Below are 15815 nucleotides of genomic sequence, written 5' to 3'. Positions count from 1 at the left end.
CTTTTAAGTTTAGGCTTGGACCTTGAACCCCATTACTGGCCCATTGCTCGAGCCCGCCTCGATCAATGCGCGCCGGATGTGGTTTTTTGCGTCTTTCAAGAACAAGGAACAGCAGTAATGTCCGATGCCACTCCCGCGCAGCTACGCCCTCTGGCCGACACTTCGCCGTCTGCCATAGTGGCCGGCTTCATCGCCATGATGACCGGCTACACCAGTTCCCTGGTGCTGATGTTCCAGGCCGGGCAGGCCGCCGGGCTGACCAGCGGTCAGATTTCCTCGTGGATCTGGGCCATTTCCATCGGCATGGCGGTGTGCAGCATCGGCCTCTCCCTGCGCTATCGCACCCCCATCACCATCGCCTGGTCGACCCCCGGCGCCGCTCTGCTGATCACCAGCCTGTCCGGAGTGACCTACGGCGAAGCCATCGGCGCCTATATCACCTGCGCCGTGCTGGTGACCCTGTGCGGCCTGACAGGCAGCTTCGAGCGGCTGATGAAAAAGATCCCGGCGTCCCTGGCGGCGGCCCTGCTGGCGGGGATTCTGTTCAAGATCGGCAGTGAAATCTTCGTCGCCGCCCAGCACCGCACCGGCCTGGTGCTGGGCATGTTCCTCACCTACCTGGTGGTCAAGCGCCTGTCGCCGCGCTATGCGGTACTGGCTGCGCTGCTGATCGGTACGGCCTTGTCCGGGGCCATGGGCCTGCTGGACTTCAGCGGCTTTCACCTGGAAGTGGCGACCCCGGTATGGACCACGCCGCACTTCTCCCTGGCCGCCACCATCAGCATCGGCATTCCGCTGTTCGTGGTGGCCATGACCTCGCAGAACATGCCGGGGATCGCCGTGCTGCGGGCCGACGGCTACAACGTCCCGGCTTCGCCGCTGATCACCGCCACCGGGCTGGCCTCGCTGCTGCTGGCGCCCTTCGGCTCCCATGGCATCAACCTGGCGGCCATCAGTGCCGCCATCTGCACCGGCCCCCATGCCCATGAGGATCACAGCAAGCGCTACACCGCGGCGGTGTGGTGCGGGATTTTCTACGGCATCGCCGGGGTCTTCGGCGCCACCCTGGCGGCGCTGTTCGCCGCCCTGCCCAAGGAGCTGGTGCTGTCCATCGCGGCCCTGGCGCTGTTCGGTTCGATCATCAACGGTCTGAGCATCGCCATGAGCGAAGTGAAGGAACGGGAAGCGGCGCTGATCACCTTCATGGTCACGGCGTCGGGGCTGACGCTGTTCTCCATCGGCTCGGCGTTCTGGGGAATTGTTGCCGGGGTGGTGACCCTGATGATCCTGAACTGGCGCAGCGCCTGAAGGGCTTCGCTGGCAAGCCGGCTTCTACACCGACCGGCGCTCGCTCACGCGCCGGCTTGCCGGCGAACGGCGCCCACGACAACGCCCGGGACTGGCCCGTGGCAGAGGCAAGGATACAAAGGGGAAAATCGACAGGTTGCCCTCGGGCAACAACGCATGAGCGACCCGGACGGGTCGCTCATGCATGACATCACGCGACTGGGTTGATCGCGTTGTCCGGGTACCACACGTCCAGCAGCGGGCTGACTTCAACGGTGGTCAGCTCGGTGCGCGCCTTGAGCCAGGCTTCAACGGTGGCACGTTGCTCTTCGCTGACGGAACCGCGCTTGCTCAGGCAAACCAGACCGAAGTCGTCGCCGCCTACATAGCCCAGGCCGTTGGCTTCCATCGCTTCTTTGAGGAATGCGTCGAGGAAAGCGTCGATAGCTTCGTCAGCCAGACCTTCTTTGAAATCCAGGTTCAGCTCAAAACCCAGCTCCTGAAATTCATCTACGCAGAGTTTTTTGCGCAGACGGCGGGAACGGTTAGTGGCCATGGAACAATCCTCATAAGTAATAACGGGCGGCACTTTACCAGTTTAGGCCGGCGATTGCCTGACTCTATGAGGATGCGACCCTGCCATTGGTAAAAAAAATACCGCCCCAGCGGCCCGTGGCACGGCACAAGCCGCTATACCTTGGGGCATAATGCCGACACTTTCATGACCACTGAGGGATTTTATCTGCATGCCCTCGCCTTTTTTCCCCTCGACTGCAGGGTTCCATTTCATATGATCAAATCGTTGCGTCCTCTGTTGCTGGCCAGTGTTTTTCTCCCCCTGGCCTTTCCCGTTTCCGCGGCTCCGGTCAACACCACCCTGACCCCCAAGGTCCAGCAAGCCCTCAAAGCCAGCAAACTTCCGGATAACGCCCTGTCCCTGGTGATGATTCCCCTGAACGGCCCCGGCACCCCGACCATCTTCAATGCCGACGTATCGGTGAACCCGGCCTCCACCATGAAACTGGTGACCACCTACGCAGCCCTGGAAATGCTCGGCCCGACCCACCAGTGGAAAACCGAGTTCTACACCGACGGCACCCTCAGCGGCGGCATCCTCAATGGCAACCTGTACCTCAAGGGCGGCGGCGACCCCAAGCTGAACATGGAGAAGCTCTGGCTGCTGATGCGTGACCTGCGGGCCAATGGCGTACAGCAAGTCACTGGCGATCTGGTGCTGGACCGCAACTTCTTCGTGCAGCCGCAACTGCCGGAATTCAATGACGATGGCAACGACGAGAACAAGCCGTTCCTGGTCAAGCCGGACGCCCTGATGGTCAACCTCAAGGCCCTGCGCTTCGTTGCCCGCAATGACTCAGGACGGGTCCTGGTTTCGGTGGAGCCGCCGATCGCCAAGATCCGCATCGACAACCAGGTCAAGGCGGTCAACACCAAGCAGTGCACCGGAGACGTGCGCTACAACCCCGTCACCCAGGCCGATGGCAGCGTGATCGTGACCGTCGGCGGGCAGTTGGGTGATGGTTGCAGTTCCCAGACTTACCTGTCGCTGCTGGACCACGCCACCTACACCGCCGGCGCGGTGCGGGCGATCTGGAGCGAGCTGGGCGGCAGCATCCAGGGCCAGGATCGCCTGGCCGTGGTACCCAAGGATGCCAAGGTCCTGGCCCGCGCCTTCTCTCCGGACCTCGCGGAAATCATCCGCGACATCAACAAATACAGTAACAACACCATGGCCCAGCAGTTGTTCCTGAGCCTGGGGGCCAAGTACCGCAACGAAGCCGATGGCGACGACGCCAAGGCAGCCCAGCGTGTGGTGCGCCAATGGCTGGCGAAGAAAGGCATCACCTCGCCGCACCTGGTGATGGAGAACGGTTCCGGCCTGTCGCGTGCCGAGCGGGTCAGTGCCCGGGAAATGGCCGGCCTGCTGCAAGCGGCGTGGAAGAGCCCCTACGCCGCCGAGTTCATCAGCTCGATGCCGATCGCCGGCATGGATGGCACCATGCGCAAGCGCCTCAAGCGCACCGCCATGTCCGGTGAGGCGCACATCAAGACCGGCACCCTGAACACCGTACGCGCCATCGCCGGCTACAGCCGCGACGACAACGGCAATACCTGGGCGGTGGTGGCAATCCTCAACGACCCACGGCCATTTGGCGCCTCTTCGGTACTCGACCAGGTCCTGCTGGACCTGTACCGCCAGCCGAAACTGGCGACCAGCGCTTCGGTGCTGTAAGCGGCGACGCTGGCGGCGGCAAGCCTTGCGCGCCGCCAGTGTTCACGGCTGTTCCATCAGGACCCGGTCCCGCCCCGCCTGCTTGGCGGCATAGACCGCAGAGTCGGCCCGCAGCAGCAGCTCATCTGCACCCTCCCCCGCACGCCAACTGGCGATACCGAAACTGGCGGTGACACTCTCTACCGGCCCGATCGGCGAACTGCGCACACCGTGCCACAGCTCCTGCGCCAGAATCAGCGCTTGCTGGCCGCTGGTGTCCGGGCACAGGACCATGAACTCCTCTCCCCCCAGACGGCAGAAGACGTCGATGCGCCGCAGGCGCCGGCCGATGCGCTCGCACAACCCGCGCAGCACCTGATCCCCCACACCGTGACCGTACTGATCGTTGATCCGCTTGAAATGGTCGATGTCCAGCATGATCACCGCCATGACGCCACCACCTCGCTCCAGGCGGTGCATCTCGGCCTGTAGCCGCTCCTGGAAATAGCGCCGGTTGTGGATACCGGTCAGGGAGTCGGTGACCGACAATGCCCGCAGTTCCTCCTCGACCCGCTTGAGATCGGAGATATCCGATATATAGCCGTGCCAGAGCACACCGCCGCCCCGCAGGCTTTCCGGGCTCGCTGCGCCGCGCATCCAGCGCACCCCCCGCTGCGGCAGGCAGACCCGGTACTCCTCGCGCCAGGGACTGAGCTGCTGCGCCGAAACCCGGATCGACTCACGCACCCGCTCCACATCCTCAGGATGGATGCGCTCGAATGCCGCCTCGGCATCCTGCTGCAGCAGTTGCGGCTCGATCTCGTAGATCTCGCGCAGGCCATCGCTGGCATAGGGAAAACTGGTATGTCCGTCGGCGTCCAGCTTGAACTGATAGATCCCGCCGGGAACGTGGGCGCTGAGCCGCTGCAGCAAGCGGTCACGGGCGGCCAGGGCTTCATGCACGCGCTTGCGTTCGGTGATATCGATGCAGATGGCCAGATGGCCGATCCACAACCCCTGGTCGTCGAGCACCGGGGTGGCCAGCATGTTGACTTGCAGATGGCTGCCGTCACGCCGTACCAGGGTCCATTCCCGGGCCTCATGCCCGCCGGCCATGCCCTCTTCCACCAACATCGCCTGGGACACCGGGATGGCTTTGCCGTAACGCTGGGTGAGGCTCTGGGCCCAGCTTTCCAACTCTTCGGGCAGGTGTAGGCTTTCCAGGGTCAGGTGCCCCACCGCCTCACTGCTGCTGTAGCCGAGCATCTGCTCGGCCCCGGCATTGAAAGTGCTGATCACTCCGCGCAGGTCGGTGGCAATGATCGCTACCTGAGTGGCGGCATTGAGCACGCAGCGCAACTGGCTGTGGGTGCCGCGCAACGCCTGCTCGCTGCTACGCAGCTCCTCGGTGCGCTGCTCCACCAGGGCCAGAGCCCGCTGACGCTGGCTGACCAGGACGTAGAGCAAGGCGCTGAGCAGCAGGCTGAGCATGCCGCCAAGGATCACCAGGCTACCCAGGGCTGAATGGTTGGCGTGCAGGAAGGCCGCGCTGGGGCGTATGTCCACTTGATAGTCCCGGTCCGCCAGGCGCAGCAGGCGGCTGGCGGTCAGGCTGCTGCTGATGGGCGGGTTGTTCGACTCGTAGAGCACCTCGTGCTGGCCCTCGGTGGACAGGTCGAGAATCCGCACCGACAGGTTATCGCTGGCAGGAACCGGCAGGCCGTCCGCCACCAGTTGCCGCAGGCTGATGATCGCCAGAACATAGCCGTAGGGCCGGTCCTGGGGGCCGGAAGCATCCTGCGCGCGCCTGACCGGCGCCGCCAGCAGCACCCCTCGCGCATAGGCCTGGTCCACGGCCACCAGTTGCAAAGGCGGAGAGACCGCCAGGCCATTGAGTTCCCGAGCACGTTCCAGGGTGGCTCGGCGCAGGGGTTGAGCCAGGAGGTCGTAACCCAGGGGCGACCCCAGGGGGCTCTGGGTCTGGCTGTACAGCACCGGCGCGTAGTCATCGTGCTCGCCGGCCGGCTCCATCTGACCCGTGGCATTCAACTGCAAAATGGAAAACCCCGGCAGCCCCTGATCGCGAATCGACTGCTCGAACCCCGGGCGCTGGGCGCGGCTCACCAGAGGCGCCCAGGCATAGGCCTGGGTGCGGCGCAACAAGGGTTTGGCGTAGCCATCGAAATCCTGGCGGGTCACCAGGTCGGAATTGACAAAGAAGCGCCGCAAGCCGTCCAGGCGTTGCTCCTGGTCTTGAAAGCGTTCTTCGATGCGGCTGTAGCGTTCGCCGGCCAGCAACTGGAAGCGCTGGCGCACCTGCTGCTTGTTCAGGCTGTAGGTGGACCAGGCCAAGAGCCCGGTGAGGATGCCGCCCGCAACCAGGACCAGCACCGCCACCAGCCAGGCAGATACCTCTTCACTTATGAAACCCAGGATTTTCGGGCGTACAACATGCAGAGGCATAAGTAGAACTCATCACGCCAGCGAGTTTGGGCATCATCCGGACCAAGTGTGAGTTATAGCTATTAGCCACTAATTTGACCAGCGCTAAACAGCCCCCGAAACCTGAAAAAACAGGCCTCGGGGACATATCCGGCCATCAGCGCGCGGTGACTTTCCAGGCACGGTGGATTTTGCCGTTGCGGGCGAAATCCGGGTCGATGGTTTTCGCCGTGATCTCCTCGATCTGGTAGCGCGCGGCGAGGTTTTCATCCAGCTGGAACTTGCGGAAGTTGTTGGAGAAATACAACACGCCCCCCGGCGCCAGGCGCGCCATGGCCAGGTCCAGCAACTGCACCTGGTCACGCTGCACGTCGAACACCCCTTCCATGCGTTTGGAGTTGGAGAAGGTCGGCGGGTCGATGAAGATCAAGTCGAACTCGTCACGGCAGCTGTCCAGCCAGGCCATCACATCGCCCTGCTCCAGGCGGTTCTTGTCGGAGAAACCGTTGAGCGAGAAATTGCGGCGTGCCCAGTCCAGATAGGTTTTCGACAGGTCGACGCTGGTGGTGCTGCGCGCGCCGCCTTTGGCCGCGTGCACACTGGCGGTGGCGGTGTAGCAGAACAGGTTGAGGAAACGCTTGCCCGCCGCCTCTTGCTGAATACGCATGCGCATCGGCCGGTGATCGAGAAACAGCCCGGTATCCAGGTAGTCGGTAAGGTTCACCAGCAGCTTGATCCCGCCTTCACGAACTTCGGTGAACTGGCCCTGGGCACTCTGGCGCTCGTACTGCTTGGTGCCGCTCTGGCGCTCGCGACGCTTGATCACCACCCGGCTCTTGTCGACATTCAACGCCTGGGGAATCGCCGCCAGGGCATCGAACAGACGTGCCTGGGCCTTTTCCGGGTCCACCGATTTGGGCGCCGCGTACTCCTGCACGTGCACCCAATCCTGGTAGAGGTCGATGGCCAGGGAGTATTCCGGCATGTCGGCATCGTAGACACGGTAGCACTCGATGCCCTCGCGCTTGGCCCACTTGCCCAGTTGCTTGAGGTTCTTTTGCAGGCGGTTGGCGAACATCTGCCCGCCCTCGCTCAGGCGCGCCTGCTCAACCACGGGAGCAGGAGCCGGGGCCGGCTTGATCGGGTTGCCATTCTTGTTGTACTGGCGCACAGGTGCTTCGTCCGCGGCGGCCTGGGCCTGCTCGCGTTCCACCTGGCGCTGCTCGGCGGTGCGGCGCTCGCCGGTGACGAACTGATCCGGCAGGACCTTGATCAGCAGCAGCTTGCAGGGCAAGGCGCCGTTCCAGAACGAGTACTGTTTGTGGCTGCGGATGCCCATGCGCTTGCCCAGGTCCGGAGCGCCGGTGAACACCGCCGCTTCCCAGTTCAGGCAGGCCTGGCGCAGGCGCTCGCCGAGGTTCTGGTAGAGGTACAGCAGGCTGGCTTCGTCACCCAGGCGCTCGCCGTAGGGTGGGTTGCAGATCACCAGGCCTTTCTGGTTCTGGTCCGGGCGCGGCTCGAAGGTGCCCACTTCGCCCTGGTAGATCTTGATCCACTCGCTCAGGCCGGCGCGCTCTACGTTGTTGCGGCCGGGCTGGATCAGACGCGGGTCGGCTTCGTAGCCGCGGATCCACAGTGGTGGCTTGGCCAGGCCGGCCTGGGCCCGGGCCAGCGCTTCGTCGTGCAACTTGCGCCACAGCGCCGGCACGTGGCCGAGCCAGGCAGTGAAGCCCCATTGTTCACGCTTGAGATTGGGGGCGATGTCGGCGGCGATCATCGCCGCCTCCACCAGGAAGGTGCCCACGCCACACATCGGGTCGGCCAGGGCACCTCCTTCAGCAGCGATGCGCGGCCAGCCGGAACGGATCAGGATCGCCGCCGCCAGGTTTTCCTTGAGCGGCGCGGCGCCTTGCTGCAGGCGGTAGCCGCGCTGGTGCAGGCTGTGGCCGGAGAGGTCCAGGGAGAGGATGGCTTCGCCGCGGTCCAGGCGCAGGTGGATCCGCAGGTCGGGGTTGAGCTTGTCCACCGAAGGGCGCTCGCCGGTCGGAGTGCGCAGCTTGTCGACAATGGCGTCCTTGACCTTCAGGGCGCCGAAGTGGGTGTTGTCGATGCCCGAGCCATGGCCGCTGAACTCCACGGCCAGGGTGCCGTCGGCCAGCATGTGGTCCTGCCAGTCGACATCCAGCACGCCGTGGTAGAGATCCTCGGCGTCCTTCATCGAGAAGCGCTTGAGCACCAGCAGCACCCGGTTGGCCAGGCGCGACCATAAGCACAGGCGATAGGCTGTCTCCATGTCGGCCAAGCCGCGCACGGCAGAAGTGTGCTCACGCGCTTGCTCAAGGCCAAGCCCGACGGCTTCCTCGATCAGCAGGCCTTCAAGGCCTTTGGGACAGGTGAGGAAGATTTCGTAACGATCCGACATGGGAATACCAGGGCCTTTAGCAATAAGTGAACGGGCAACGCATCGCCCGTTCGGTTTTCAATCAAGCGCTTTTCTTCAAGAGCGCTCGTGTGGCGCGAAACTGCGCCGTCCCACCCCGGCAGGCTGGCTTTCTTGCAGGGCAAAAGAGCTTAGAGGCCGGGACAGATAAAAAGTCAGGGCAACAAAATGACATAAGTCGACCCTTCGTCGAATAGTAGTTGAGTGCAACCGTTCGACATTCTCACTAAAGCATTAACCTCATCATCTAGTGAGAGGCTGATCACAGGGGGCTTTGCGTGACAGGCACGCTACAAAACCGTCCCAGGCTTATGGCCTGGACAGCATTATCGTTACGTCCTTATGACAAAACGATCATTCACTTGCTGTGACCTATTGGTTAGAACTCAACACAGGTTGGCGCCGCAACGGCGTCAACATCAAGGCTCGCGACGCCGGCAGCGAGCACCAACGGCAGAAGCAATCTGCCCGACCTCAACGAAGGTCGACGGGACATAAAACAGTCAACAAGTGAGGGAAACACCCTATGAGAAGACTAAAGCGTGATCCGTTGGAAAAAGCGTTTTTACGCGGATATCAGTATGGCGTTAATGGCAAGTCCCGTGAGCTTTGCCCATTTACTCTACCGTCGGTACGCCAAGCCTGGATTAACGGCTGGCGAGAAGGACGCGGCGACAACTGGGACGGTATGACAGGCACTGCGGGCATTCACAGACTCAACGAACTTCGCGCTGTCGGCTGATCAGGGCACATTCCGACACCTAAAACTTGAATAGATGACGACTTAACCACGCACGCCCCATCCGGGCGGCGGGCTTCGGCCCAGGGGCTCCTTCGAGGAGCCCTTTTTTATGCCCGCGTGCTGTCCTTCCCTCTCAGCCCATGGCCGCGATGGCATCCACCGACTCGCGAATCAGCGCCGGCCCCTTGTAGATGAACCCCGAATACAGCTGCACCAGGCTGGCGCCCGCAGCGATCTTCTCAGCCGCGTGCTTGCCTTCGGTGATGCCGCCCACGGCGATGATCGGCAAACGGCCGGCCAGTTCAGCAGCCAGTACCTTGACCGTGTGGGTGCTCTTTTCCCGTACCGGTGCGCCGGACAGGCCGCCGGCCTCGGCGCCGTGCTCCAGGCCTTCGACACCTTCACGGCTCAAAGTGGTGTTGGTGGCGATCACTGCGTCCATGCCGGTTTCAAGCAGGGCGCGGGCCACTTCCACGGTTTCCTCGTCGCTCATGTCCGGAGCGATCTTGATGGCCAGCGGTACACGCTTGCCGTGGATCGCAGTCAGTTCCTGTTGGCGCTGGCTCAAGGCCGCCAGCAGTTGCTTGAGCGACTCGCCAAATTGCAGGCTGCGCAGGCCCGGGGTATTGGGCGAGCTGACGTTGACCGTGACATAGCTGGCATGGGCATAGACCTTGTCCAGGCAGATCAGGTAATCATCCACCGCCCTCTCCACCGGGGTGTCGAAGTTCTTGCCGATATTGATCCCCAGCACGCCTTTGTATTGCGAGGCCGCGACCCGTGCCAGCAGGTTGTCGACCCCGAGGTTGTTGAAGCCCATGCGGTTGATGATGGCCTCGGCCTGGGGCAGGCGGAAGATCCGCGGCTTGGGGTTGCCCGGTTGCGGGCGTGGGGTGACGGTGCCGATCTCGACAAAACCAAACCCCAATTGGGCGAAGCCGTCGATGGCTGCGCCGTTCTTGTCCAGGCCCGCAGCCAGCCCTACCGGGTTCGCAAACTCCAGGCCCATGACCTTGACCGGCATCTGCGCCGGGGCCTTGCACAGCAGCCCGTTAAGGCCCAAACGCCCGCCCGCGCCGATCAGGTCCAGGGACAGATCGTGGGAGGTTTCCGGGGAGAGTTTGAACAACAGCTGGCGGGCCAGGGTATACATGGGCGGGATGAACTCGGTTGGCGGCGAAATAGGGCGCCGATTATAGCCGGCCCCGGGGCTTGCAGGCGAGGCGCGAAGTGAAATCCCCGCCGGGCTGGCATATGCCTTGCACCCTCATGTGCATGCAGACCTCGGCCAAGGGCGGCTGAGGTCCCAGGACAATGGCGTCGTCACCCGCCCCGGCCTCACCCGGTCGGCGGGTACGACGCTTTTTTATGCAAGGTGCCACGTCATGACCGATCTCCCCAACACCCCGCTGGCCTGGGTCAACGGCAGCGATACCCCGGAAAAGTCCGCCATCGACCTGGGCTTCATGGCCCTGACCGATTGCGCCTCAGTGGTGGTCGCCGCCACCCAGGGCTTTGCCCAGCCCTACGGACTGACTCTGAACCTAAAGCGCCAGAGCTCCTGGGCCGGGCTGCGGGACAAGCTGGTGAGCGGCGAACTGGACGCCGCCCACAGCCTGTACGGTCTAATCTACGCGGTACACCTGGGTATCGGCGGCACCACCCCCTGCGACATGGCAGTGCTCATGGGCCTGAACCAGAATGGCCAGAGCATCAACCTGTCCCGGGAGCTGCAGAACCTCAAGGTGACCAGCCCTGAGACATTGGACCGCCATGTGCACCAAAGCCGGGCACGACTGACCTTCGCCCAGACCTTCCCCACCGGTACCCACGCCATGTGGCTGTACTACTGGCTGGCCAGCCAGGGTATCCACCCGCTGCAGGATGTCGACAGCGTAGTGGTGCCGCCACCGCAGATGGTGGCTCATCTGCAGGCCGGGCGCATCGACGGGTTCTGCGTCGGCGAACCCTGGAGCGCCAGTGCAGTGCAGCAGGATCAGGGCTTCACCCTGGCCACCAGCCAGGCGATCTGGCCGGATCACCCGGAAAAAGTCCTCGGCTGCACCCGCGCCTTCGTCGAGCAATACCCGAACACCGCCCGGGTCCTGGTGATGGCGATTCTCGAAGCCAGCCGCTTTATCGAGCAAAGCCCGGAAAACCGCCGCAGCACCGCCCAGTTGCTGAGCGCTGCCGATTACCTGAATGCACCGCTGGACTGCATCGAGCCGCGGCTACTGGGGGATTACGCCGACGGCCTGGGCAATCGCTGGCAGGACCCCCACGCCCTGCGTTTTCACCATCATGGCGCCGTCAACCTGCCCTACCTGTCCGACGGCATGTGGTTCATGACCCAGTTCCGGCGCTGGGGCCTGCTGCGGGAAGACCCGGATTACCTGGGCGTCGCTCGCCACGTGCAGCAGCTGGAGCTGTACCGCGAAGCCGCCACCGCGCTAGGCATCGCCGCCTGGGGCCAGAACATGCGCAGCAGCCAGTTGATCGATGGCAAGGTGTGGGACGGCTCTGAGCCTGCCGCCTATGCCCGCAGCTTCCGCCTGCATGCGATGAACGGCACCCCTCCCCTTGTTGCCCACCGCTGATCGGAGCCCGCGAACATGCTGCGTATCCTGCTGATCAACGACACCGCGAAAAAAGTCGGAAGGCTCAAGGCCGCCCTCAGCGAAGCCGGTTTCGAGGTGATTGACGAATCCGGCCTGACCATCGACCTGCCGGGCCGCGTCGAAACGGTGCGTCCGGACGTGATCCTGATCGATACCGAGTCACCCAGCCGCGATGTCATGGAGCAAGTGGTGCTGGTCAGCCGCGATCAACCCCGGCCCATCGTGATGTTCACCGATGAACACGATCCGGGGGTAATGCGCCAGGCGATCAAGTCCGGGGTCAGCGCCTACATCGTCGAGGGCATCCAGGTCCAGCGCCTGCAGCCTATCCTCGACGTGGCCATGGCGCGCTTTGAAAGCGACCAGGCCCTGCGCGCGCAACTCCAGGCCCGGGACCAGCAACTGGCCGAGCGCAAGCGCATCGAACTGGCCAAGGGCCTGTTGATGAAGATGAAGGACTGCGACGAAGAACAGGCCTACACCCTGATGCGTCGCCAGGCCATGAGCAAACAGCAGAAGCTGATCCAGGTCGCGGAACAGATCATCGCCATGCAGGAACTGCTGGGCTGACCTGCGCCCCGTAGGAGCCGGCTTGCCGGCGAATAGGCCTCTGAACCTTGTGCCAGTCTTGAGGGTGCCTTCGCTGGCAAGCCAGCTCCTACAGCGAACCTGCCCATGGGAGCCAGCATTGGCCGCAGGTTGGCGCGGCTCTTGCTATCAGATCCACACCGGTAACCAACGGCGGTTGCCCCACCTACGACAAAGACGTCGCGCGCCCTGCTCGCCCTCAACGAGCCGGGTGCCGACGTTTTTTCGTTTTGGCCCCACTGACCGGGGTCGGTGGCGCGGCCGTGGCGGCGCTCCACCTGCAAGCTCATGACGACTCCAACGACTCTTATCAGCTGAGGTGCGCGATGAATTCAAGCTTCTGGAAATCCGGCCACACCCCGACCCTGTTCGCGGCCTTTCTGTATTTCGACCTGAGCTTCATGGTCTGGTACCTGCTGGGCCCCCTGGCGGTGCAGATCGCCGCCGACCTGCACCTGAGCACCCAGCAACGCGGGCTGATGGTGGCCACGCCGATTCTCGCCGGCGCAGTGCTGCGCTTCATCATGGGCCTGCTGGCCGATCGCCTGTCGCCCAAGACCGCCGGCCTGATCGGCCAGGTGATCGTCATCGGCGCGCTGTTCATGGCCTGGAAGCTGGGCATCCACAGCTATGAGCAAGCGCTGCTGCTGGGGGTATGCCTCGGCATGGCCGGGGCTTCCTTCGCCGTGGCCCTGCCCCTGGCCTCGCAGTGGTACCCGCCGCAGCACCAGGGCAAGGCCATGGGCATCGCCGGTGCCGGCAACTCCGGCACGGTGTTCGCCGCCCTGCTGGCACCGGTACTGGCAGCGGCCTATGGCTGGAGCAATGTGTTCGGCCTCGCCCTGATTCCCCTGCTGGTGACCCTGGCGCTGTTCGCCTGGCTCGCCAAGAACGTCCCCCAACGGCCCCAGGCCAAGTCCATGGCCGACTACTTCAAGGCCCTGGGTGATCGTGACAGCTGGTGGTTCATGTTCTTCTACAGCGTGACCTTCGGCGGTTTCATCGGCCTGGCCAGCGCCCTGCCCGGTTACTTCAATGACCAGTACGGCCTGAGCCCCGTCACCGCTGGCTACTACACCGCCGCCTGCGTCTTCGGCGGCAGCCTGATGCGCCCTCTGGGCGGCGCCCTGGCCGACCGTTTCGGCGGTATTCGCACCTTGCTCGGCATGTATAGCGTGGCGGTGGTGTGCATCACCGCCGTGGGCTTCAACCTGCCCAGTTCCTATGCAGCGCTGGTGCTGTTCGTCTGCACCATGCTCGGTCTCGGCGCAGGCAATGGCGCGGTATTCCAACTGGTGCCGCAGCGCTTTCGCCGGGAAATAGGGGTCATGACCGGGCTGATCGGCATGGCCGGCGGCATCGGCGGTTTTGCCCTGGCGGCGGGCATGGGTGCGATCAAGCAGAGCACCGGCAGCTATCAACTGGCGCTGTGGCTGTTCGCCAGTCTCGGGGTCCTGGCCTGGTTCGGCCTGCACGGGGTCAAGCGCCGCTGGAGAACCACCTGGGGCTCCGCCGCCGTGACTGCGGCGCGGGTCTGAGGGCGTCATGGGCCTGCAATTGAGCCACGCCGAGGCCAGCGCCACCGGACCGCGGGCGGAAAATCAGGACGCCCTGCGCCGGGTCACCCCGGCGCCGGACCTGGCCGCAAGCAAAGGCCTGCTGTTCGCCATCGCCGACGGTGTGAGCCAGTGCACCGACGGCGGCCTCGCCGCCCGTTCAAGCGTGCAGGCCCTGGCCCTGGACTACTACGCCACCCCGCAAACCTGGGCTGTGGCCCAAGCCCTGGAACGCCTGCTGGTCGCCCAGAATCGTTGGCTCCAGGCCAACGGCGGCGGCCAGCCACTGCTCACCACCCTCAGCGCTTTGGTGTTGCGGGGCCGGCGCTTCACCCTGGCCCATGTCGGCGACTGCCGGGTCTACCGCTGGCACCGGCAGCAGTTGCAACGCATCAGCCAGGACCACGTCTGGGAGCAACCGGGCATGCAGCATGTGCTCAAGCGTGCCATGGGCCTGGACCAACATCTGGTGCTGGACTTCCTCGACGGCGAACTGCGCCAGGGCGAAAGCTTCCTGATGCTCAGCGATGGAGTCTGGGCCACCCTGGGCGACAGCGCCATCGCTGCCATTCTGCGTGACCAGACGGACCCGGACAGCGCTGTACAGACCCTGGTCCGCGCCGCCCACCTGGCCGGCAGCCAGGACAACGCCAGCGCGCTGCTGGTGCGAGTCGATGAGCTCGGCGAAAGCAGCCTCGGTGACGCCCTGCTGCAGCTGCAGCAATGGCCCCTGCCGCCGCCGCTGAAACCCGGCCAGCGCTTCGAGGGCTGGCAAGTCGAGGCATTGCTCAGCCACAGCCAGCAGGCCTTGCTGTATCGGGTACACGACGAACAGCAACAAACCTGGCTGCTGAAGACCTTACCCCCGGCCCTGCACAACGACCTGACGGCCTGCCAGGGACTGCTATGCGAAGAATGGCTGCTGCGCCGCGTTGCCGGGCGTCACTTTCCCCAGGTACACAGCGCAACTTCACGCCAGCACCTGTACTACCTGATGCGCGAATACCCGGGCCGTACCCTGGCACAACTGCTTCGCCAGAACGGCCCCTTGCCCCTGGCCCAGTGGCAGCCCCTGGCCGAGCATCTGCTACGCGCAATCAGTCTGCTGCACCGGCGGCAGATCCTGCACCGGGATATCAAACCGGACAACCTGCTGCTGGGGGACGATGGCGAACTGCGGGTACTGGATTTCGGCCTGGCGTACTGCCCCGGCCTCTCGGCGGACCCGGCACACCTGCTACCCGGCACCCCGAGCTTTATCGCCCCGGAAGCCTTCGACGGTGAACCTCCCGGCCCGCAACAGGACCTCTATGCGGTAGGCGTCAGCCTGTACTACCTGCTGACCGGGCACTACCCCCACGGCGAGATCGAAGCCTTCCAGCGCCCGCGTTTCGGCGCAGCGACGAACCCCGGCCGCTACCGCCCGGACCTGCCGGAATGGTTGGCACAAAGCCTGGAGCGCGGAGTGAATGCCGATCCGGCACAGCGCTACGAAACTGCCGAAGAATGGCTACTGGCGCTGGAACAGGGCGAACGCCGCAGCTTGAGCACCAGATCGCGGCCATTACTGGAACGCGAACCGCTGAAAGTCTGGCGCGGCATCGCCCTGCTCGCCTTGCTGCTCAACCTGATCTTGTTGCTGTCACTGCTGCATCACTGAGGCCATCGGGTGGGTGGCCTTGCCCCTCAAACTCCCGACAAACCTCAGGATCCTGCGTCCCTAGGAGCCGTTGATCCAAACGCGACCCGATCTGCCACAAAGAACCGAAACAGGGCATAGCGTCTCAATTCAGTGCAACAGCCGAGATCAGCACGCATAGAACCTTCATCAAAGCTCAATAAAACCAGCACCTCGGCCACTTGGCACAGGCGCTGCATTGCGTCAGGCAACAGACATAAAGCCCGGCCTTCA

The 15815-nt window shown here is 63.9% G+C and carries 11 protein-coding genes; 7 read left to right on the top strand and 4 right to left on the bottom strand.

Annotated elements, in window-relative coordinates:
* Positions 1 to 117: 117 nt before the first annotated feature.
* Positions 118 to 1308 (top strand): benzoate/H(+) symporter BenE family transporter, encoded by a 1191-nt coding sequence (locus tag AC1RGE_RS31090; RefSeq protein WP_015634764.1) that lies wholly within the window; start codon positions 118 to 120, stop codon positions 1306 to 1308.
* Positions 1309 to 1498: 190 nt separating this feature from the next.
* Here AC1RGE_RS31090 and AC1RGE_RS31085 read toward each other — a convergent pair whose 3' ends face one another.
* A complete protein-coding gene (locus tag AC1RGE_RS31085) occupies positions 1499 to 1843 on the bottom strand; it encodes a YggL family protein (RefSeq protein ID WP_011060201.1) in 345 nt (114 codons plus the stop codon).
* Positions 1844 to 2077: 234 nt separating this feature from the next.
* Here AC1RGE_RS31085 and dacB point away from each other — a divergent pair, with 234 nt between their 5' ends.
* Positions 2078 to 3538, top strand: coding sequence for a D-alanyl-D-alanine carboxypeptidase/D-alanyl-D-alanine endopeptidase (gene dacB, locus AC1RGE_RS31080; RefSeq protein WP_015634763.1), 1461 nt, complete (start codon positions 2078 to 2080; stop codon positions 3536 to 3538).
* Between the two features lie 42 nt (positions 3539 to 3580).
* Here the strand turns inward: dacB and AC1RGE_RS31075 are convergent, their stop codons facing one another.
* Positions 3581 to 5980 (bottom strand): sensor domain-containing diguanylate cyclase, encoded by a 2400-nt coding sequence (locus AC1RGE_RS31075; protein WP_015634762.1) that lies wholly within the window; start codon positions 5978 to 5980, stop codon positions 3581 to 3583.
* A gap of 136 nt (positions 5981 to 6116) precedes the next feature.
* Positions 6117 to 8381 (bottom strand): bifunctional 23S rRNA (guanine(2069)-N(7))-methyltransferase RlmK/23S rRNA (guanine(2445)-N(2))-methyltransferase RlmL, encoded by a 2265-nt coding sequence (rlmKL, locus tag AC1RGE_RS31070; protein ID WP_492585663.1) that lies wholly within the window; start codon positions 8379 to 8381, stop codon positions 6117 to 6119.
* Between the two features lie 544 nt (positions 8382 to 8925).
* On the opposite strand from rlmKL, the gene rmf reads away from it, so the two are divergent.
* Positions 8926 to 9141 carry a ribosome modulation factor gene (gene rmf / locus AC1RGE_RS31065; RefSeq protein WP_015634760.1) on the top strand — a complete coding sequence of 72 codons (216 nt, stop codon included), beginning with the start codon at positions 8926 to 8928 and terminating at the stop codon, positions 9139 to 9141.
* 133 nt (positions 9142 to 9274) lie between these two features.
* Here the strand turns inward: rmf and AC1RGE_RS31060 are convergent, their stop codons facing one another.
* Positions 9275 to 10294: a quinone-dependent dihydroorotate dehydrogenase gene (locus AC1RGE_RS31060; protein WP_011060197.1), complete on the bottom strand. Its 1020-nt coding sequence runs from the start codon at positions 10292 to 10294 to the stop codon at positions 9275 to 9277.
* Between the two features lie 232 nt (positions 10295 to 10526).
* Between AC1RGE_RS31060 and AC1RGE_RS31055 the strand changes: the two genes are divergently transcribed.
* The 4 genes from AC1RGE_RS31055 (at position 10527) to AC1RGE_RS31040 (ending at position 15563) form a co-directional block, all read left to right on the top strand.
* The gene (locus AC1RGE_RS31055; RefSeq protein WP_492585662.1) at positions 10527 to 11738 is read left to right on the top strand and encodes a CmpA/NrtA family ABC transporter substrate-binding protein; all 1212 of its coding nucleotides are present in this window, start codon (positions 10527 to 10529) and stop codon (positions 11736 to 11738) included.
* A 15-nt stretch (positions 11739 to 11753) separates the two neighbouring features.
* Positions 11754 to 12329 (top strand): ANTAR domain-containing response regulator, encoded by a 576-nt coding sequence (locus AC1RGE_RS31050; protein WP_015634757.1) that lies wholly within the window; start codon positions 11754 to 11756, stop codon positions 12327 to 12329.
* Between the two features lie 344 nt (positions 12330 to 12673).
* Entirely contained in the window at positions 12674 to 13885 is a 1212-nt protein-coding gene (locus AC1RGE_RS31045) for a nitrate/nitrite transporter (protein WP_492585660.1), read from the top strand.
* A 7-nt stretch (positions 13886 to 13892) separates the two neighbouring features.
* On the top strand, positions 13893 to 15563 hold the full coding sequence (locus tag AC1RGE_RS31040; RefSeq protein ID WP_492585658.1) for a bifunctional protein-serine/threonine kinase/phosphatase: 1671 nt from the start codon (positions 13893 to 13895) through the stop codon (positions 15561 to 15563).
* Positions 15564 to 15815 lie beyond the last annotated feature (252 nt).

The organism is Pseudomonas sp. GW823-FHT02C05, from assembly GCF_058797595.1.
The sequence above is the reverse complement of the archived record's forward strand: the minus strand, read 5'-3'. Positions and strand labels throughout refer to the sequence as shown.

What these genes read in the sequence shown, in the direction of transcription:
- dacB (WP_015634763.1), top strand. Translation starts at nt 2,078, where the DNA reads ATGATCAAATCGTTGCGTCCTCTGTTGCTGGCCAGTGTTTTTCTCCCC.
- AC1RGE_RS31090 (WP_015634764.1), top strand. Translation starts at nt 118, where the DNA reads ATGTCCGATGCCACTCCCGCGCAGCTACGCCCTCTGGCCGACACTTCG.
- rlmKL (WP_492585663.1), bottom strand. Translation starts at nt 8,381, where the DNA reads ATGTCGGATCGTTACGAAATCTTCCTCACCTGTCCCAAAGGCCTTGAA.
- AC1RGE_RS31060 (WP_011060197.1), bottom strand. Translation starts at nt 10,294, where the DNA reads ATGTATACCCTGGCCCGCCAGCTGTTGTTCAAACTCTCCCCGGAAACC.
- AC1RGE_RS31055 (WP_492585662.1), top strand. Translation starts at nt 10,527, where the DNA reads ATGACCGATCTCCCCAACACCCCGCTGGCCTGGGTCAACGGCAGCGAT.
- AC1RGE_RS31040 (WP_492585658.1), top strand. Translation starts at nt 13,893, where the DNA reads ATGGGCCTGCAATTGAGCCACGCCGAGGCCAGCGCCACCGGACCGCGG.
- AC1RGE_RS31075 (WP_015634762.1), bottom strand. Translation starts at nt 5,980, where the DNA reads ATGCCTCTGCATGTTGTACGCCCGAAAATCCTGGGTTTCATAAGTGAA.
- AC1RGE_RS31050 (WP_015634757.1), top strand. Translation starts at nt 11,754, where the DNA reads ATGCTGCGTATCCTGCTGATCAACGACACCGCGAAAAAAGTCGGAAGG.
- AC1RGE_RS31085 (WP_011060201.1), bottom strand. Translation starts at nt 1,843, where the DNA reads ATGGCCACTAACCGTTCCCGCCGTCTGCGCAAAAAACTCTGCGTAGAT.
- rmf (WP_015634760.1), top strand. Translation starts at nt 8,926, where the DNA reads ATGAGAAGACTAAAGCGTGATCCGTTGGAAAAAGCGTTTTTACGCGGA.
- AC1RGE_RS31045 (WP_492585660.1), top strand. Translation starts at nt 12,674, where the DNA reads ATGAATTCAAGCTTCTGGAAATCCGGCCACACCCCGACCCTGTTCGCG.